We start from the raw sequence: 18,330 nt of genomic DNA, 5'->3' as shown, positions 1-18,330 counted from the left end.
ATGAAAAAGATGACTAAGTTCTTCGCCCTTGCACTCTTGGCTGGTGCAATGGTTTCATGCAGTACAGAAGATACAGCTCCTTCTACCCAGAACGATAAGGTAGCCGTGCAGTTTACTGGTGGTATCAGTGTAAACACCCGTGCTGCCGGTTTAGCCTGGGCTGATGGTGACGAGATCGGTATCTTCATGACAGGAGCAAATCAGCCTCTCTCGGCGGATGCAATCAAAGAGGGTGTTGACAATATTTGCTATCAGACAAGTGGAAGTATAGGCTTTTCACCTGTTTCTGGAGGTAAGACTGTTTTCTTCCCGATAGATGGAGATGTGGACTTCTATTCTTACTATCCACAGACCACTGTCAATGACTACAAGGTAGCACTTGATGTAACAGACCAAGGGGAACAAGAAGCTATCGACTTCATGTATGCCAAGACTACAGGCTGCAACAAAGCTACGCCACAGGTATTCTTGAAGTTCTACCATAAGTTAAGCAATCTTGTTTTGGAAGTTCAACCAGGTAACGGTCTCACGCAAGAAGACCTTAAGAAAATGACTGTGACAGTGAAAGGTCAGAATACCAAAGCCACTTTCAATCTTGCGGATGGGACTATCTCTGGTGAAGGAAATCCTACGGACATCAAGATGCAAACTACCCAAGCTGGCAAGCTGTATGAGGCAATCCTGCTCCCTACAGAAGAAGCAAGCCGAGTGATAGAGTTTGACCTCAACAATGGTTACGACGCTCCTTTCGTATGGACAATGCCTGCAAAACTTGAGGGTGGCAAAAGATACCACTATACAGTAGTAAAATTGAGTCGTTCTGCCGTAGATATTTCTGGAACCATTAAGCCTTGGACAGAGGCAGGAGACAATAATGAACATATAGCACAATAATAACTCTTAAATAACAAGAGATATGAAGAAATTTAGATTCTTATACATCGCTGCTGCAGCATTGCTGTTTGCTGCTTGCGCTAACGAAGAAGATGGTATTGGCAACAATGGTCCTGTTGCTGCTACCGTAAAGGCGGATATTGTTAAAAACGCCACACGCGCCACCACTGGCAACACCTAGTCTAATAACGATGCCATAGGCGTAAATGTCACATCAACAGGCTATACAATAGGAGACAATGTGAAATATACAACTGCTGGTGACGGAAATTTCACATCTGCCAATCCAATATATTTTGCAAGCGCAACTGAAGAAGTCCAATTCTGTGCCTATTATCCATATCAAGAAAATGTTGATGGTAACGGCATTGTAAATAATTGGAATATGGCAGAGGTAAAGGAAGGCGAACCATGCCCAGCAGATTTTCTCTTTGCAAGAGATGCAACCGCCACCAAGTCTTCCCCACAGGTGCAATTTACTGGAGACAACCAATTCAAGCATTGCATGAGTATGATACGGTTGACTTTCAGGGCTGGCAAGGGCATTAATGCAAATAATGCGAACCTTAAAAATAAATTAAAATTAAAGGGTATCTATAAGACAGGTTCTATTAATACACTAACTGGTGAAGTTACAGTCTCTGGAGATAGAGGAATTTATGAATCCGATGTGGATAATAAAAGTTTGAAAAACGATGTCACCTGTTCCTGTGAGTTCATAGTATTTCCTCAGTCTTTGGACAACAACAAGATGGATATAGAATTTGAAGTAGCTGACAATGGCACAATCAATACTTACACTACTTCATTGCCTTCGTCAACAAACAATGAGTTTAAAGGCGGCTATCTGTACACATATACAATAAGTATACACAACACAGGTGTTGTTATAGACAAAGCTGGCATTACAGGATGGCTGCCAAGTGATGAAGGTGGTCTGGACGCAGAACAGCAATAACAATGATAAAGAAAGTGCAGAAATAGGAAATACAGGGTTAGTGAGCTTGGTCGCTCACTAACTCACTAACAATAAAAAACTGAAGATTATGAAGACGATAAAACAAAGAATTTCCTATGCGGTAATGGGCCTTATGGCTATGGGCTTTACAGCATGTACGCAAAATGAAGATATGGCTCCAACGCTGAAAGGGCAGGAAATCAATGCCACTTTCTCTGTTGGAGGTATGCAGACTCGTGTCAATACATTGGGATACGGTGACAATTGGGAGGATAAAGATAAACTGACAGTAAGTATATTTACGGATTATGATCCTGGTAGTACGACTGTTCTTTCTTTTAATAGTGCAACAAACGAATGGTCTCGTACAGGAAGTTTTCGTTGGTTAACAGGCTACGATCAACATACTATTTTGGCTGTATATCCATCTGACACGGATTTTGGGAAAAATAATCTACAGTATGATTTACAGACAGACCAAAGCAGCGAAGGTAATTTGAAAAACGCTGATCTCATAACTGGATATTGGTACGATATTCCTTGGAACGATATAAGCATTCCTATGAAGCATCGCATGTCGCTGGTTACAATAGTATATCATGTTGGAACTGCAGATTATCCTAATATGGATATTAGTGAACCACAAGTGTATTCTAAGCACAATAGTGTTGATTTTAGTAGAGACCAAGCCCGAGGGCAATTTGTCATGAGTACACCTACTGCTAATCCTGCTTGGGTACAAGCCTGTAAGCATGACGATGGTATGTTTTCTGCAATCGTTATCCCTGGTTCATACAAAACTGGCGAGATTTTCTTGAAATTCAAGATAGGCGACAAAAACTTCCATGCAAAAATGAAGTCAGATACGAACTTTCAAGAGGGCGAGCGCTACACCTATAAACTCGATGTAGGAAAAGACAAAGTGGAACTGACCCGAATCAGCGTAGATGATTTGAAAGGTTGGGACAGTAACAACGAAGAAGATCTCAAATAATTGGAGGAAAGAATATGAAAAAGATATTTCAATACATCATGCTGGCTGTCGTTACTATAGTAATGGCGTCATGCACAAGTGATATAGAAGAAACAACTGCAACAACAGGCAAGAGCAACGTACAGTTGGTTGTAGGTGAATTTCCGGCATTCGGAGATTCACAGACTCGTGCTATTGGTACACCTGATGAAGGCAAGACTTCATGGGCTGAAGGAGATGAGTTGCTTCTGAAGATGACCAGTAAGACTTTAGGGACTAAGTATGCTGCTTTTAAATATAATGGCAGTAATTGGGAATTGGCAAGTGGCGAGTTGTCTTATAAAGAAGACGAAGTGCCAACCTTTCCTCATGTATATTATGCCCCTAATTACAAATGGGAAGCAGGCAAATTAGTTTTGAAAGAAGGTAAGGCTGCAGGAACGGATGAATATATTGAGGGAAAAGCCAATATCACCCCTAATGGTCAGGGTATAAATGTATCTTTTGCCGATGCAACACGCAACTATTCACGCCTCCGCATTGCTACAAATCAAGATGGTTCTGTTACCGTTATTGCCAAGTTTATCACTCCAGCCAACACTAGAGGCTATTCTGATAATACCTACACTCTTACGCCTGATGAAAAAGGCAATGTGTATTTGTACGGTAAGTTTTTTAAGTATTCGTCAATAATTGTGAAAAATGCCGATGTGACTTTAGTTGATTATTTTTTCCAAAAAGAAATTGAAACCAACAAGAGCTATGTGCTGGATGCGACCGTAGTGTCTTTGGTCGGTTTGAGCACTGAGGAAATACAAAGTACTATCAAGAATGAACTGAATAAAGGGAAGGCAGACATCCGTCTTGTCCTTTCTGATGATATGACGAATGATGATATGGATGCAATAAAAAGTGCCCTTGAATATGCCAAAGATGACAATATCAACCTTACCATTATGGGATTAAAGAAGGTTGGAAATATAAATGAGCCACAGCTTTTGGTAACGGTATCTGACCCTACTATGTTGACAAAGCTGAAAAACGCCATCAAAATGATGAATGGTGTTAGTTCTATTTCTATTATGAGACCTAAGAAGACTGGTCTGGAGCTTGCCGAAGAGGACAAGGCGAAAGGTAGGGTTACCCAATGGAATTCTGTTGACGAAATGTTTGACACTGTTTTAGGAGAATAATGTATAAGTTTGGTACAACCAAAAGATTTGACAAGGCTTTAAAGCTTTGCAAAAAGCGTAGCTAACAAGAAGATAATATTCACTCGTACCTCACGGGAAAACGACAAGGGTCTATATGCCACGATGAACAGGTGGCGTATAGACCCTTGATTATATGGTGACATTCGTAATCTACATCTCCGCTTTCAGCAGCTTTATCTCCTCTGCCGTCAGCCCCGTCATATCCATGACCGATGCTTCATCCATTCCATTTGCCAGCATCTTCCTGCCAATCTCAAGGCTTCGCTGGTTCATGCCTTCTTCTCTGCCTTTTTCCATACCTTTCTGGTAGCTGTCATCTATGAGGGTTCTTTCAACGCTTACGGAATCCCAGAACTTGTCGTAGGCTCTGAGCTCGGCATCCGAGAAACCGGAAATCTCCAGCTCTTCTACGGCTTTTCCAATCTCTGGGTCATTGAGCAGGTCGGTAGGAATCTCCTTTGTGTTGGAATTGATTTCCGTGAGGAAACGGAGCCACAAGACCATCATACGCTTGTCGGCAATGGAATGAGGGGTGAACTTCGGGAGTTCTATGAAGGTAAAATGCAAGCCCTCGATGACCTTATTGCTGTCCTTGTCGTGCACGATGCGGTAGTTGTGGATGAAATCAGGAGTATCATGCGCAAAGATATCATTTATCAGGTTGAGAGAATACACAGGTTGAAGTTCGCTGTATTTGCCTCCCTTTTTAGCCTGACTCACATAGAGCTTGGATGCATTGAACAGTACTCGCTGCTGGAAGGCATCAGACCATTCCATCTGCATTTCCACGCAGAACTTCCTGCCTCTGACATCTGTGCAGAGTACATCCACAATGGTATTCTTACCCCCTTCGAGCTGTGGCACAAGTTCTGTAGGCAGATACTTTATCTTGTGTATCTGCTCCTCTTCGCTGAGTGGCAGGAGTGCGTTCAGAAGGCTGATCAGTCTTTTGGGGTGATTGCCGAATATCTTCTTGAACGTAAGGTCTGCTTTAGGGTCTAAGTATTTCATAATCATCAGTTTTAAAAAACTCTACAGCAAAGTTACGGTTTTATTTTCATATTATTTTGTTTACTTACTCAAAAATTATTAATTTTGCATCACGTTTTGAGTATACTTAAAAATCATTATAATGGAGATTTCATACAAATGGCTTAAGGAGTACGTCGATTTCGACCTTACGCCGCAGGAAACAGCTGATGCGCTGACATCATGCGGACTTGAAGTAGATGCTCTTGAGGAAGTACAGACAATAAAAGGTGGTCTTAAGGGACTGTTCGTAGGCAAGGTGTTGACTTGCGAGATGCATCCCAATTCTGACCACTTGCATATAACCACCGTCGACCTTGGTAAGGGCGAACCGCAGCAGATTGTCTGTGGCGCTCCTAACGTGGCTGCTGGCCAGAAGGTTATCGTAGCCGATCTGGGCTGCGTGCTTTACGACGGCGACAAGGAGTTTGTTATCAAAAAATCGAAGTTGCGCGGCGTCGAGTCGAACGGCATGATTTGTGCCGAGGACGAGATTGGAGTGGGAGAGAGCCACGACGGCATCATTGTGCTGCCGGAGGACGCTCCTGTAGGACAGCCCGCTGCTGAGTATTATCATCTGGAGAGCGATTGGGTGATCGAGATTGACATCACCGCCAACCGTTCTGACGCATTGTCACACTGGGGTGTGGCACGCGACCTCTATGCTTGGCTCAAGCGCAACGGTCATGAGACATCGCTGCATCGTCCTGACTGCACGGAATTTACAGTAGACAATAACGACCTCCCCATTGACGTGGAGATTGAGAATACGGAGGCTTGCAAGCGCTATGCCTGCGTGTCTATCACTGGTTGTGAGGTGAAGGAGAGCCCCGAGTGGCTTCAGAACAAGCTGAAGGTCATCGGTCTGCGTCCTATCAACAACATCGTGGACATCACCAACTATGTGATGATGGCTTACGGTCAGCCGATGCATTGCTTCGACGCTGACATGGTGACTGGCCACAAGATTGTGGTCCGCACCCAGCCGGAAGGCACCAAGTTTGTCACTCTTGACGGTGAGGAGCACACTCTCGGCGAGCACGACCTCAGCATCTGCAACGCAGAGGAGCCGATGTGCATTGCCGGAATTTTCGGCGGCAAGGGTAGCGGCACGTACGACACCACCACAAACGTGGTGCTGGAGAGCGCCTACTTCCATCCCACATGGATTCGCAAGAGTGCACGCCGTCACGGTCTGAGCACCGATGCAAGTTATCGCTTCGAGCGTGGCATCGATCCCAACGGCACCATCTACGCCCTTAAGCAGGCAGCCATCCTCTGCAAGCAGCTTGCTGGCGGTAAGGTGAGCATGGAGATTAAGGACGTTTATCCTAACCCGATGGCTGACGCCCGCGTACAGCTCGACTATGAATACGTTGACCGCCTTATCGGTAAGGCCATCGGTCATGACATGATAAAATCTATCGTGGAGAGCCTTGAGATGAAGGTTGTGGAGGAGACAGCAGAAGGTCTGTTGCTTGACGTTCCCGCATACCGTGTGGACGTACAGCGTCCGTGCGACGTAGTGGAGGACATCCTGCGTATCTACGGATATAATAATGTGGAGATTCCCACACAGCTGAAGAGCTCGCTCACCATCCTTGGCGAGGCGGACAAGACTTATCACTTGCAGAATGTTATCGGAGAGCAGCTCGTGGGTTGCGGATTCCGTGAGATTCTGAACAACTCGCTCACTAAGACATCTTATTATACAGAGCTAAACAAGTACACCGAGGAGACCACCGTCAAGGTGATGAATCCGCTCAGCTCCGACCTCGGCGTAATGAGACAGTCGCTGCTTTTCGGCGGTCTGGAGAGCATCTGCCGCAACGTCAACCACAAGATGCCTAACCTGCGCTTCTTCGAGTTCGGCAACTGCTATCACTTCTCGCCGGAGAAGAAGAACGACGAGGATCCGATAAAGGCTTACACGGAGGAAATGCACCTCGGAATGTGGATTACGGGTAAGCGCGTGGAAGGATCGTGGACTCATCCCGACGAGCAGTCGTCATTCTATGAGCTGAAGGGTTATGTGCTTAACATCGTAAAGCGTCTGGGCGTAAATCCCGGCGTCATGGTTTGCGAACACTCGGACAACAACGTCTTCGGCAAGGCGCTCGTATTGAAGACACGTGCCGGAAAGGTGCTCTGCGAGATGGGTACGGTATGTCATAAGATTCTGAAGAAGATGGACATCGCTCAGGATGTCTTCTATGCCGACCTTAACTGGGACAACCTTATGCGTGCCATCAAGAAGAACGAGACTCTCTATCACGACATCAGCAAGTTCCCGTCAGTAAGCCGCGACCTCGCATTGCTCATCGACAAGAGCGTACAGTTCGAGCAGATTGAGCAGATTGCCCGTCAGACAGAGAAGAAGCTCCTCAAGAGCGTGGAGCTGTTTGACGTTTACGAGGGCAAGAATCTGCCGGCTGGCAAGAAGAGCTATGCCGTGAACTTCATCCTGCAGGACGAGAGCAAGACGCTCACCGACAAGCAGATTGACGCCATCATGACCAAGCTTATCAACAACCTCAAGCAGAAGCTCGGTGCAGAACTGAGATAAGAGGTCAGCAAGCGAAACGAGTAAGGAAAATACAAAATACAAAATAATAAATTATAAATAAAAATGGGAAGAGCATTTGAATATCGCAAGGCTACAAAGCTGAAGCGTTGGGGCCACATGGCCAAGACTTTCACTCGTCTGGGCAAGCAGATTGCCATCGCTGTTAAGGCTGGCGGTCCGGAGCCTGAGAACAATCCCTCACTCCGTTCTATCATCGCCACCTGCAAGCGTGAGAACATGCCGAAGGACAACATCGAGCGTGCCATCAAGAACGCTATGGGTAAGGACCAGAGCGAATACAAGGAAGTGACATACGAGGGATATGGCCCTCACGGCATCGCTGTCTTTGTGGACACTCTTACTGACAACACCACACGTACCGTAGGTGATGTTCGCTCGGTCTTCAACAAGTTTAACGGAACACTCGGCACCACTGGCTCATTGGCTTACCTCTTCGACCACAAGTGCGTGTTCACCTTCAAGAAGAAGGAAGGCGTAGACATGGAAGAGCTTATCCTTGAGCTTATCGACTTCAACGTAGAGGACGAGTTTGATGAGGACGAGGAAGAAGGCACAATCACCATCTACGGCGACGACGTGAAGGCTTACGCTCAGATTCAGAAGTTCCTTGAGGACCAGGGCTTCGAGGATATCGGCGGTGAGTTTACTTACGTGCCTAACGACCTTAAGGACATCGACGCTGAGCAGCGTGCAACCATCGACAAGATGGTGGAGCGTCTTGAGGAGTTTGACGACGTGCAGAACGTCTACACCAACATGAAGCCGGAGGAGCTTCCTGCTGAGTAAGGTCAGACTTTTCTGAAAGAACAAGATAAGAAGGGGCGGTTGTCTGAACGATAGCCGCCCTTTATTCATTAATAAGAACATCCAAAAACAATATCATTATGAACCACTTGGACTATATGACGGAGGGTACATGCAGCCGCTCCATCACCATTGACGTGGACGAGAACGGCATCATCCGCGACCTCTCGTTCTTCGGAGGATGCAACGGCAACCTGAAAGGCATCTGCGCACTTGCCATCGGAAAGAAGGCTTCGGACATAAAGCAGACGCTGAAGGGAATAACCTGCGGCATGAAGCCGACAAGCTGCCCTGACCAGCTGGCAAAAGCGCTGGAAGAAATGGGCTACTAAGATATACTGTACGGTTGTCCGAATAAAATTGAAATTTTATAGACAACAATAAAAAAATATGTGTACCTTTGCTTACGTAAAACCTACTAATAAACAAAAGACCACTGCATACATAATCTATTAAGACGTAAAGTGCAGCAATTACAGGTCTGAATCTAATCATACAGTTATGCTAAAACAAATAATCAACGGTCGCGTTCTTACTCCACAAGGCTGGCTGGAAGGCGGCTCTGTTATTATCGACGGCAACAAGATATTGGCCGTATCGAACAGTGATCTCCATATCGTAGACGCAGAAATCATTGACGCTAAGGGATGTTATGTAGTGCCTGGCGGAGTGGAGATGCACGTACATGGTGGTGGCGGTCGCGACTTTATGGAAGGCAGCGAAGAGGCTTTCCGTGTGGCCATCAAGGCGCACATGAAGCACGGTACCACATCCATATTCCCGACACTTTCTTCTTCAACGGTGCCTATGATTGAGGCAGCTTGCGAAACTTGCGAAAAGCTCATGGCAGAGGAGAACAGCCCCGTGCTCGGACTTCACCTTGAGGGCCCTTACTTCAATCCCAAGCAGGCTGGCGCACAGATTCCTGAATGGATAAAGGCTCCTGTGCCGGAGGAATATGAGCCGCTGCTCGACAAGTATTCATGCATAAAGCGTTGGGATGAGGCTCCTGAACTTCCCGGTTCGGTGGAGTTTATCCAGTGCTGCCGCAAGCACGGCGTCGTGGCATCCATCGGTCACACACGCGCCACATACGAAGACGTCGTAGCCGGTCATAAGGCTGGTATGATGCACGCCACACACTTCTATAACGCCATGCCAGTAGTATATAAGGAGCATGAGTTTAAGGTGCCTGGCACAGTGGAGAGTGTTTACGCCCTTCCGGATATGACCATAGAGCTGATTGCCGACGGCATACACGTGCCCCCGGTGATGCTTAAGGTGGCTTACAAGATAAAGGGAGTGGAGAAGACCGCGCTTATCACCGACTCGCTGGCTTGTGCAGCAAGCGAAGAAGGAGTGGCTTTCGACCCGCGCGTCATCCTTGAAGACGGCGTCTGCAAGCTGGCTGACCATTCAGCCCTCGCCGGATCAATAGCCACCATGGACCGCCTTATCCGCACCTGCGTGCAGATGGCTGGCATTCCGATGGAGGACGCATGCCGCATGGCGAGCGAAACTCCGGCAAAGATCATGGGCGTATTCGACCGCAAGGGATCGCTTGAGGACGGCAAGGACGCCGACATCATGATGTTTGACAAGGATTTGAAGCTCACTTACGTGATGCAGATGGGTAACGAGGTTACCAACGAACTCTAAACCGAATCGTTATGTTAAAACAATTTGTCAATGGTCGCATCCTCACGCCTAAAGGATGGCTTGATGGCGGCTCCATCGTTACGGACGGCAACAAGATCAGGGCTGTCTCGAACATCAACCTGCACGTTGTAGGAGCCGAAATCATCGATGCCAAGGGAGGCTATATTGTTCCCGGCGGCATTGATATGCATGCGCATGGCGGTGGCGGACGCGACTTCATAGAAGGCTGCGAAGACGCTTTTCGTGCTGCGGTGAATGCGCACCTGAAGCATGGCACCACTTCCATATACCCCACATTGTCTTCATCCACTGTCCCCACTATGGAGGCAGCTTGCAATGTATGCGAGAAGCTGATGGCTGAGAAGGACAGCCCGGTGCTCGGACTGCATATTGAGGGTTCGTATATAAACCGTAAGGAGGCCGGTGCGCAGAACCCTGTTCTGATTAAAGCGCCGATTATTTACGAATACGAGACGCTGCTTAACAAGTATAAGTGCATTAAGCGTTGGGACGAAGCACCTGAGTTACCTGGTACGATAAGGTTCGTCAAGGAGCTTCGCAAGCATGGCGTGCTTTCTGCCTTGACCTGCACCCGCGCCACTTACGAGGACGTGTCTGACGCTTACAAGGCTGGAATGACCCACGCTTCCCACTTCTATAACGGCATGCCCGTTGTTTACAAGGAGCAGGAGTTTAAGGTGCCCGGTACTGTGGAGAGCGTGTATGCGCTGCAGGACATGACCATCGAGCTGATTGCTGACGGCATACACGTGCCGCCAGTGATGCTCAAGGTGGCTTACAAGATAAAGGGCGTGGAGAAGACAGCCCTCATCACCGACTCCTTGGCGTATGCCGCAAGCGAAGGCGACGTGCTGGCTGAGGCTCGCGTGATTATGGAGGACGGTGTCTGCAAGTTGGCTGACCGTTCGGTTCTTGCCGGATCAATAGCCACCATGGACGTGCTCATCCGCACCTGCATCAAGAAGGCAGACATTCCGATGATTGACGTATTCCGCATGGCGAGCGAAACTCCCGCTAAGATAATGGGCGTGTTCGACCGTAAGGGCTCCATCGAGGAAGGCAAGGATGCCGACATCATCGTCTTCGATAAGGACATCAACCTTACCTACGTAATGCAGATGGGCAAGGAGATAACCAACAAGCTCTAAACGTTATATATCACACATACAGAATAAGGGCTGGGTTCCAATCTTAGGAATCCAGCCCTTATTGCGATTATAGCGATATGTTCTGTTATGTCTTACTTGTTATAGTCCTTCGGCGTGTATTTCTTGTCGAAATACACCATCTTCTTGTCCTTGTCCGAGCGCAGTGTCCACTGGAAGGAGAATCCGGCTTTCTTGTATGCTCTGAAGTTGGTGCCCTCGTTGATTTGTGTCTGCAGCGCTTCGGCTATCTTGTCGCGGTTGATGTCGAAGATGGTCTTGTTGTCGAGGTCGCCTACGATGGAGCAATAATAATGGTATGTCTTGGTGTTGATGTCGAAACTTACGCTGTCCGTGCGCACATAGTCGCGTACCGGAGTTGGGCAGTACTTCTCTGTATACTCGCGAGCTTCCCGCTGCGCGCGTTTCTCAAGGCTCTCGTGGCAAGATGAGAGTAGGATGGCAGAAGCCATAAGTAAAAGAATGTTCTTCATATCTTTGTTTTTTATTATGCAAAGTTACCCAATTGTCGGAAAAAACAAGTAACTTTGCATTCAAAACTGATATATATCAATGGATAATATACGAAATTTCTGTATTATTGCCCACATCGACCATGGCAAGTCTACGCTTGCCGACCGATTGCTGGAGCATACGCAAACAATCAAGATAACTGAGGGCCAAATGCTTGACGACATGGATTTGGAGCGAGAGCGAGGCATAACCATCAAGAGTCATGCCATCCAGATGGAGTATAAGCATAATGGTCAGACATACATTCTGAACCTTATCGACACTCCGGGACACGTCGACTTCTCGTACGAGGTGTCTCGAAGCATCGCTGCCTGTGAGGGTGCGCTGCTCGTTGTTGACGCCACACAGGGCGTTCAGGCTCAGACCATCTCCAATCTCTATATGGCCATAGAGCACGACTTGGAGATTATCCCTGTCCTCAACAAGATAGACATGCCGAGCGCTATGCCGGATGAGGTGGAGGACGAGATTGTAGACCTCTTGGGCTGCAAGCGTGAGGACATCCTTCGTGCGTCAGGTAAGACCGGCGAAGGCGTGGAAGATGTGCTGCGTGCCATCGTGGAGCGTGTTCCGCATCCCACGGGCGACGAGAAAGCTCCGTTGCAGGCGCTTATCTTCGACTCCGTGTTCAACTCTTTCCGTGGAATCATCGCCTACTTCAAGATTGAGAGCGGACAGATTCGCAAGGGCGATAAGGTGAAGTTCTTCAATACGGGCATGGAATATGAAGCCGACGAGATTGGCGTGCTCAAGATGGATATGGTGCCTCGTCAGGTGCTTGGCACCGGTGAGGTGGGCTATATCATCTCCGGAATCAAGGACGCCACGGAGGTGAAGGTGGGCGATACCATCACTCACGTAAACCGTCCGTGCGAGAAAGCCATTTCCGGATTCCAGGAAGTAAAGCCTATGGTGTTCGCCGGTGTCTATCCTATTGACCCGAGCGAGTATGAGAACCTTCGTGCTTCGCTGGAGAAACTGCAGCTTAACGACGCTTCGCTGACCTTTACGCCCGAGTCGTCCGTAGCCCTTGGCTTCGGATTCCGTTGCGGCTTCCTCGGTCTGCTCCACATGGAGATTGTGCAGGAACGTCTTGACCGCGAGTTCAATATGGACGTCATCACCACCGTTCCTAACGTATCTTACTTGGTATATGACAAGCATGGCGAAGTGAAGGAGGTGCATAACCCGTCCGGTCTGCCCGAGCAGACCCTCATCGACCATATCGAAGAGCCGTACATCCGCGCTTCCATCATCACGACAGCCAACTTCATCGGCCCCATCATGACGCTGTGTCTCGATAAGCGTGGTGAGCTAATCAATCAGGAATATATCAGCGGTAACCGTGTGGAACTGCACTTTATGCTTCCGCTTGGCGAGATAGTCATCGACTTCTACGACAAGCTCAAGTCAATAAGCAAGGGCTATGCGTCCTTCGATTATCACATTGACGGCTTCCGTCCCTCGCGTCTTGCCAAGCTGGACATCCTGCTTAACGGCGAGCCGGTGGATGCGCTTTCTGCGCTTACCCATCAGGACAACGCCGTCTCAATGGGACGCAAGATGTGTGAGAAGCTGAAGGATCTTATCCCACGTCAGCAGTTCGACATCGCCATTCAGGCTGCCATCGGCGCTAAGATTGTGGCACGCGAGACCATCAAGTGTGTCCGCAAGGACGTAACTGCCAAGTGTTATGGTGGTGACGTCAGCCGTAAGCGCAAGTTGCTCGAGAAGCAGAAGAAGGGTAAGAAGCGCATGAAGCAGATTGGTAATGTGGAAGTGCCGCAGAAGGCATTCCTCGCTGTACTTAAACTTGACTAACTATCTAAGGACAGTATCACGAGGAAATACCCATATCGACCTAATAGCTAAAGAAAAAAGAACAATACAATAACGGGAATAAAAAAACTAATAAAGTAGAGAAGAAAGGAAAATTGACTTATGAAAGAGATAGTCAGTGCCAATAAGCGCGACATCGCTCGAGAATTGGCAAGACGTTACAGCACAATGACTCATGATGAGTTGGACATCTTGGAGAGTATTCTCGTATCGCAGAAATATGCAAAGGGTGAGATGATACTTAAGGAAGGCGAGATATGCCGTCAGTTCCTCTATATCGACAAGGGTCTTGTGCGTCAGTTCTACTTCAAGCATGGTAAGGAGGTTACTGAACATCTTGGTCAGGAACAAACCATAGTTATGTGCATTGAGAGCCTCTTTAAGGAGGAGCCTACCAAGCTTCAGGTGGAAGCTTTGGAGCCTACTACTGTCTATGCTCTGCCGAAAGCGGATCTCGAGCGTGTTGCCATGCATAATGTCAACATTCAGATACTGTATCGTAAAATCCTTGAGGAGAGTCTTATCATATCGCAGATACATGCCGACCTTGTTCGCTTCGAGACGGCACAAGACCGTTATAAGAAGTTGTGCAAGCTCTGTCCGCAGGTGGTGCTGCGTGCGCCGCTGGTGTATATTGCCAGCTATCTGCAGATGACTCCTGAGACGTTGTCACGCGTGCGTGCCTCCACGCTGCTCGACTAATAATAATACAACATACAAAAGCGCCCTGTAAAGGTGAAAGCATCGGAATGCTCTTTCCTTTACAGGGCGCTTTTTTTATTTGGCTATGCCTATGATTCTCTCATCAGTTTCTCAAACGACGGAATGGTTATGATGCCTCGGCTGAAGCTCAGCAGTCCGTTGTCCTGCAAGCGGTTTAGCTCTTCCGATATCTTCAGTCGGCTTTCGCCCGTCTCACTTGCCAGCCTTGTCATCTTTATGCGTACGGTCTTTGGTCCGCTTGGCTTCATGACGTGCGATCTCAGAAACCCGATAATCCTTCCGTGTGTGTCGTCCTTGAATGTGCGCCATGCGTTTCGTTGTGCCTTTTGCGCCACTGTCGACACGATGCCGACGAGATTAAGGCGGAAGATGATGAATTCGTCCGAGAGACGCATGACGTCGTCCTTGCTGATGGAGAGCGTGTCGCAGACCGTCATAGCCGTGAAGTCGGACGAATAGCTCTGCGTCAGACCGAAGAACCTTTCCGGCTGCATCACGTAAGGAGCCTCCTCCGTCTCCTCCACAGAGTAAGACCGGTCGTCGGCAGCAGTCTTCCTCGTCAGCGTGCCGTTTATCAGCAGCGTGAGTTCCCGACACGCATCGCCTTCCTTCTTGATAATCTGATGAGGCTCATACTTGCTGAAGCTGAAGCGCGTCTGTCCGATTATCTGCGTCAGGTTGTCGCTTGTCAGACCATTGAAGAGTGGTGAAGCCTGCAGCTTCTCGTATAGGTTGAGCATGGCGTAGGGAGTTAGTGTTTGCCTGCAGTCTGCTTCTTCATCTCCTTGTCGAGGATTTTTCCTTCCATCGACTTCGAGTGCCATGTGCACAGCTTGCCGTCCTTATCCGTATATATAAGGTAAGCCATAAGCTCCGGTTTCTTCTCGAGCACCTTCTGTGCCTTCTCCATTCCCATCACCATGAAAGACGTGGCGTAAGCGTCTGCCTCTGCGCAGGTGCGTGTGAGCACTGTGGCAGAGAGGATGCTGTGCTGCACCGGCATACCCGTTGCGGGGTCGATGGTGTGAGCATATTTCTTTCCGTTCTTATAGTAGAAGTTGCGATAGTTGCCGCTTGTTGCCATTGCCATGTCCTTGACGTTCAGCACAGCCTGAATCTCCGTGTTGACGTTGATGGAGTCGTCCGTAGGCTTCGTCACACCGATCTTCCACGGCAGACGCTTTTCGCTGATGCCGTGAGCCACCACTTCTCCGCCAATCTCCACCATATAGTTCTCCACACCTTTTCGGCGCAGCATCGCAGCCACGACGTCACAACCGTAACCCTTGGCTATGGCGCTACAGTCGAGCATCACGCGAGGGTCCTTCTTCACAATCTTATGACCTTTAAGGCTGACCTTCCCGTAACCAACGATGGCACGCAGCGAGTCGATGGACTGTCTGGTGGGAGGGTTGCCGGTCTTAAATCCGAATCCCCACGCATTGACGAGCGGTGCCACCGTAATGTCGAAGGCTCCGTCCGTCTCCTCCGACACGTTCTGCGCCAGGTTGTACACCGTCTCGAACATGCTGTCCGTCTGAACATCCTCGTTGCGGTTTATGCGTGAGATGATCGATTCCTTGTTGAACATCGACAGCGCCATGTCCACCTTGTTAAGCTCGTCCAGAATCTCCTTGTCCAGCTTCTTGTTATGCTGGTACGTGATATGATAGAACGTGCCGAAGATTTTTCCCTCACTCTTCTGATATGTGGTGCTCTTCTGCTGGTAAGTGATGTATATGGTACCGATAATCAAGAACAGCAGGAAGGGGAGGTTGAAGTATAGTTTGCGCTTTGTCATCTATTTATATGTTGAATTGTTTTACGTTTAAATCTCGAAAATCACGTTGAAGGTTCCACCCATGCGCGAACCGCCCTGCTTGCCATATCCCGGCACATACCACGTGCCGCCCATCGTACCGTCGTTATGTGCGATGCGTCTTCTGTATCTGAACGACCATCCCAGACGTAACGGACCGGCTATTTTGGCGTCCACTCCGAACACGCCTTCCAGCCAGTGATAGTTGGCCTTGACGCCTTCCGCGCCGAACTGCACGTCATCGCCCCATACGGGATCTTTCAGGTCCGTGCTCGATACGTCAAACTTATAGTAAGTCATGGCGTAGCGGAAGCCGGCGTAGATGCGATAGTCGTCGTGCTTGTTCTTGGCGATGTTGAAGTCCAGTCCCACTCGCCAGTAAGGAGCCGAAGTCTTGTATCTGAGCTTTGTGCTCGGGTCGTCAGCGTCCGCCTTTCCGTATCCAATCTCTACGACTGGGAAATAGCGGTCTTTGAGGTTCACCCTCGCCGCCGCCTCGTACTGTCCGTAGTCGCTGAACGCTATCTGCGCCAGTCCGACGAGGTCTGCCGACACGGCTACGCCACGCATCAGAGCTATGGAGTCAGTCTGGTTCTGCGCAGCTGCCGGAGCTGCCGGAGCTGCTGTCAGCGCCAGCGTGAGCAGACTAATAGTTGCGCTCTTTGAGATAAAGGAGGAAATGCGGCTTCGTGTCATTGTATGTAACCTTGTCATTGTTTATCTTTATACTGTCGATGGCGTGGTGTGTGGTCCTGACGCCCTTGATGGTATGGAACATAGCCGGATTGCAGTCCACCGACTCGAAGTGAGGCAGATTCTGCTTCTCTACCCAAACCGTGTCCGTGGTCTTCACGCCCGTCTCGTACTGTGAGATGCAGAACAGATAGATGTCCTCGTCTCTCTGATAGCTCATGGGCAGCGAGAGGCTGTCCGTAGCCGTCAGACGGTTTATCACCACCGTGTCGCTGCCGTCGTCGTCCATGTTGCGCGGAATGCTCACGCTGAGCGTGTCGGCAAGCGTCTTCACGTCGCCCGCCAGCTTCACCTTGGCGTACACCTTGTTATAGAGCGGACAGTCGAAGGTGGTGCAGGCGCCGAACGTCATCACCGCTGCGGCGGCAAGTGTGTATAGGCTTATTCTTCGCATCTCAATGTCTTCTCTATCTGATAGTCGTTGCGGTTCTGCGATGAGCGGCTGATGAGGTCGCCGATGAATCCTGCGAGGAACAGCTGCGTGCCTATCATCATCATCGTCAGCGCTATGAAGAAGTAAGGCGAGTCGGTGATGAGGCGCTGCGGTATGCCGTTGGAGAGACACCACAGCTTGTCCGCTCCGAGTATCACTACGGAGAGGAAGCCTATGAAGAACATCATCGTACCGAGGAATCCGAACACGTGCATCGGCTTCTTGCCGAAATTGCTCAGGAACCACAGCGTTATGAGGTCCAGATAGCCGTTGACGAAGCGGTTCCATCCCATAAACTTCGACTTGCCGAACTTGCGAGCCTGATGATGAACGGGCTTCTCGCCAATCTTGTCGAAGCCGGCGTTCTTTGCGAGATACGGAATGTATCGGTGCATCTCGCCGTACACCTCGATGTTCTTCACCACGTCCTTGCGGTAAGCCTTCAGTCCGCAGTTGAAGTCGTGCAGGTTGTGAATGCCGCTCACCTTGCGAGCCGTAGCGTTGAAGAGCTTTGTGGGAATGGTCTTTGAGAGCGGGTCGCCCTGCTTGCGGTTCTGCTTATATCCTGAAACGAGGTCGTAACCTTCGTCCACGATCATGTGATAGAGCCCCGGTATCTCGTCAGGCGAGTCCTGCAGGTCAGCGTCCATCGTGATGACCACGTCGCCCTCGGCAGCCTTGAAGCCGCAGTAGAGGGCAGGACTCTTGCCGTAGTTGCGGCGGAACTTTATGCCCTTCACCTTGTCCGACTTCTCCGCCAGCTGCTCTATCACCTGCCAAGAACGGTCAGTTGATCCGTCGTTTACGAATATCACCTCGTAAGAGAAACCGTTGGCGTTCATCACGCGCTCTATCCATGCGTAGAGTTCGGGCAGCGATTCCTCCTCGTTATATAGCGGTACGATTACTGTTATGTCCATATTCTGTATTTATTTTCTTCAGTTT

General features: G+C 49.0%; 19 protein-coding genes. 12 read left to right on the top strand and 7 right to left on the bottom strand.

Annotation, left to right across the window (positions count from 1 at the left end; translation table 11 throughout):
* The 5 genes from CHL74_RS06275 (at position 1) to CHL74_RS06260 (ending at position 4,018) form a co-directional block, all read left to right on the top strand.
* Entirely contained in the window at positions 1–894 is an 894-nt protein-coding gene (locus CHL74_RS06275; protein WP_094880317.1) for a fimbrillin family protein, read from the top strand.
* Between the two features lie 22 nt (positions 895–916).
* The gene (locus tag CHL74_RS15735) at positions 917–1,075 is read left to right on the top strand and encodes a hypothetical protein (protein WP_176452183.1); all 159 of its coding nucleotides are present in this window, start codon (positions 917–919) and stop codon (positions 1,073–1,075) included.
* A gap of 15 nt (positions 1,076–1,090) precedes the next feature.
* Complete coding sequence (locus CHL74_RS06270; RefSeq protein ID WP_094880316.1) at positions 1,091–1,852, top strand: fimbrillin family protein; 762 nt, start codon at positions 1,091–1,093, stop codon at positions 1,850–1,852.
* Positions 1,853–1,940: 88 nt separating this feature from the next.
* Positions 1,941–2,846 (top strand): fimbrillin family protein, encoded by a 906-nt coding sequence (locus CHL74_RS06265; RefSeq protein WP_094880315.1) that lies wholly within the window; start codon positions 1,941–1,943, stop codon positions 2,844–2,846.
* 14 nt (positions 2,847–2,860) lie between these two features.
* A complete protein-coding gene (locus CHL74_RS06260) occupies positions 2,861–4,018 on the top strand; it encodes a hypothetical protein (RefSeq protein ID WP_094880314.1) in 1,158 nt (385 codons plus the stop codon).
* Positions 4,019–4,189: 171 nt separating this feature from the next.
* Here the strand turns inward: CHL74_RS06260 and CHL74_RS06255 are convergent, their stop codons facing one another.
* Positions 4,190–5,056 (bottom strand): Rpn family recombination-promoting nuclease/putative transposase, encoded by an 867-nt coding sequence (locus CHL74_RS06255; protein ID WP_094880313.1) that lies wholly within the window; start codon positions 5,054–5,056, stop codon positions 4,190–4,192.
* Between the two features lie 115 nt (positions 5,057–5,171).
* On the opposite strand from CHL74_RS06255, the gene pheT reads away from it, so the two are divergent.
* The 5 genes from pheT to nagA (CHL74_RS06230) all read left to right on the top strand — a co-directional run bounded on the left by pheT (position 5,172) and on the right by nagA (CHL74_RS06230) (position 11,287).
* The gene (pheT, locus tag CHL74_RS06250; protein WP_094880312.1) at positions 5,172–7,634 is read left to right on the top strand and encodes a phenylalanine--tRNA ligase subunit beta; all 2,463 of its coding nucleotides are present in this window, start codon (positions 5,172–5,174) and stop codon (positions 7,632–7,634) included.
* Between the two features lie 63 nt (positions 7,635–7,697).
* The gene (locus tag CHL74_RS06245; protein WP_094880311.1) at positions 7,698–8,441 is read left to right on the top strand and encodes a YebC/PmpR family DNA-binding transcriptional regulator; all 744 of its coding nucleotides are present in this window, start codon (positions 7,698–7,700) and stop codon (positions 8,439–8,441) included.
* Positions 8,442–8,539: 98 nt separating this feature from the next.
* Positions 8,540–8,791, top strand: a complete 252-nt coding sequence (locus CHL74_RS06240) for a TIGR03905 family TSCPD domain-containing protein (protein WP_094880310.1) — start codon at positions 8,540–8,542, stop codon at positions 8,789–8,791.
* 169 nt (positions 8,792–8,960) lie between these two features.
* Positions 8,961–10,118, top strand: coding sequence for an N-acetylglucosamine-6-phosphate deacetylase (gene nagA, locus CHL74_RS06235; protein ID WP_094880309.1), 1,158 nt, complete (start codon positions 8,961–8,963; stop codon positions 10,116–10,118).
* An 11-nt stretch (positions 10,119–10,129) separates the two neighbouring features.
* Positions 10,130–11,287, top strand: a complete 1,158-nt coding sequence (nagA, locus tag CHL74_RS06230; protein ID WP_094880308.1) for an N-acetylglucosamine-6-phosphate deacetylase — start codon at positions 10,130–10,132, stop codon at positions 11,285–11,287.
* A gap of 92 nt (positions 11,288–11,379) precedes the next feature.
* Here nagA (CHL74_RS06230) and CHL74_RS06225 read toward each other — a convergent pair whose 3' ends face one another.
* A complete protein-coding gene (locus CHL74_RS06225; protein ID WP_094880307.1) occupies positions 11,380–11,778 on the bottom strand; it encodes a hypothetical protein in 399 nt (132 codons plus the stop codon).
* Between the two features lie 79 nt (positions 11,779–11,857).
* Between CHL74_RS06225 and lepA the strand changes: the two genes are divergently transcribed.
* Together lepA and CHL74_RS06215 are read left to right on the top strand one after the other, a co-directional pair.
* Positions 11,858–13,639, top strand: coding sequence for a translation elongation factor 4 (gene lepA / locus CHL74_RS06220; RefSeq protein WP_094880306.1), 1,782 nt, complete (start codon positions 11,858–11,860; stop codon positions 13,637–13,639).
* Positions 13,640–13,759: 120 nt separating this feature from the next.
* Positions 13,760–14,359, top strand: a complete 600-nt coding sequence (locus tag CHL74_RS06215; protein WP_094880305.1) for a Crp/Fnr family transcriptional regulator — start codon at positions 13,760–13,762, stop codon at positions 14,357–14,359.
* Positions 14,360–14,448: 89 nt separating this feature from the next.
* On the opposite strand, the gene CHL74_RS06210 is transcribed toward CHL74_RS06215, so the two are convergent.
* The 5 genes from CHL74_RS06210 to CHL74_RS06190 are packed head-to-tail and all read right to left on the bottom strand — an operon-like array spanning position 14,449 to position 18,305.
* The gene (locus tag CHL74_RS06210) at positions 14,449–15,120 is read right to left on the bottom strand and encodes a Crp/Fnr family transcriptional regulator (protein WP_094880304.1); all 672 of its coding nucleotides are present in this window, start codon (positions 15,118–15,120) and stop codon (positions 14,449–14,451) included.
* 11 nt (positions 15,121–15,131) lie between these two features.
* A complete protein-coding gene (locus CHL74_RS06205; protein ID WP_094880303.1) occupies positions 15,132–16,181 on the bottom strand; it encodes an FAD:protein FMN transferase in 1,050 nt (349 codons plus the stop codon).
* A 27-nt stretch (positions 16,182–16,208) separates the two neighbouring features.
* A complete protein-coding gene (locus tag CHL74_RS06200) occupies positions 16,209–16,913 on the bottom strand; it encodes a DUF6048 family protein (RefSeq protein ID WP_254923236.1) in 705 nt (234 codons plus the stop codon).
* Entirely contained in the window at positions 16,846–17,346 is a 501-nt protein-coding gene (locus CHL74_RS06195; RefSeq protein WP_094880301.1) for a DUF6452 family protein, read from the bottom strand. The genes CHL74_RS06200 and CHL74_RS06195 overlap by 68 nt, the downstream gene beginning before the upstream one ends.
* Positions 17,334–18,305, bottom strand: coding sequence for a glycosyltransferase (locus CHL74_RS06190; RefSeq protein ID WP_094880300.1), 972 nt, complete (start codon positions 18,303–18,305; stop codon positions 17,334–17,336). Before CHL74_RS06190 ends, CHL74_RS06195 begins: the two co-directional genes overlap by 13 nt.
* Positions 18,306–18,330 lie beyond the last annotated feature (25 nt).

This window comes from Prevotella sp. 885, assembly GCF_002265625.1.
Lineage (GTDB): Bacteria > Bacteroidota > Bacteroidia > Bacteroidales > Bacteroidaceae > Prevotella.
This window is presented reverse-complemented; position numbering and strand designations above follow the sequence as displayed.

Coding starts and splice junctions, on each gene's coding strand:
- CHL74_RS06195 (WP_094880301.1), bottom strand. CDS start 17,346: ATGCGAAGAATAAGCCTATACACACTTGCCGCCGCAGCGGTGATGACG.
- CHL74_RS06275 (WP_094880317.1), top strand. CDS start 1: ATGAAAAAGATGACTAAGTTCTTCGCCCTTGCACTCTTGGCTGGTGCA.
- nagA (WP_094880308.1), top strand. CDS start 10,130: ATGTTAAAACAATTTGTCAATGGTCGCATCCTCACGCCTAAAGGATGG.
- CHL74_RS06260 (WP_094880314.1), top strand. CDS start 2,861: ATGAAAAAGATATTTCAATACATCATGCTGGCTGTCGTTACTATAGTA.
- CHL74_RS15735 (WP_176452183.1), top strand. CDS start 917: ATGAAGAAATTTAGATTCTTATACATCGCTGCTGCAGCATTGCTGTTT.
- CHL74_RS06265 (WP_094880315.1), top strand. CDS start 1,941: ATGAAGACGATAAAACAAAGAATTTCCTATGCGGTAATGGGCCTTATG.
- CHL74_RS06190 (WP_094880300.1), bottom strand. CDS start 18,305: ATGGACATAACAGTAATCGTACCGCTATATAACGAGGAGGAATCGCTG.
- CHL74_RS06200 (WP_254923236.1), bottom strand. CDS start 16,913: ATGACAAGGTTACATACAATGACACGAAGCCGCATTTCCTCCTTTATC.
- CHL74_RS06215 (WP_094880305.1), top strand. CDS start 13,760: ATGAAAGAGATAGTCAGTGCCAATAAGCGCGACATCGCTCGAGAATTG.
- CHL74_RS06210 (WP_094880304.1), bottom strand. CDS start 15,120: ATGCTCAACCTATACGAGAAGCTGCAGGCTTCACCACTCTTCAATGGT.
- CHL74_RS06225 (WP_094880307.1), bottom strand. CDS start 11,778: ATGAAGAACATTCTTTTACTTATGGCTTCTGCCATCCTACTCTCATCT.
- CHL74_RS06240 (WP_094880310.1), top strand. CDS start 8,540: ATGAACCACTTGGACTATATGACGGAGGGTACATGCAGCCGCTCCATC.
- CHL74_RS06205 (WP_094880303.1), bottom strand. CDS start 16,181: ATGACAAAGCGCAAACTATACTTCAACCTCCCCTTCCTGCTGTTCTTG.
- nagA (WP_094880309.1), top strand. CDS start 8,961: ATGCTAAAACAAATAATCAACGGTCGCGTTCTTACTCCACAAGGCTGG.
- CHL74_RS06245 (WP_094880311.1), top strand. CDS start 7,698: ATGGGAAGAGCATTTGAATATCGCAAGGCTACAAAGCTGAAGCGTTGG.
- pheT (WP_094880312.1), top strand. CDS start 5,172: ATGGAGATTTCATACAAATGGCTTAAGGAGTACGTCGATTTCGACCTT.
- CHL74_RS06255 (WP_094880313.1), bottom strand. CDS start 5,056: ATGATTATGAAATACTTAGACCCTAAAGCAGACCTTACGTTCAAGAAG.
- lepA (WP_094880306.1), top strand. CDS start 11,858: ATGGATAATATACGAAATTTCTGTATTATTGCCCACATCGACCATGGC.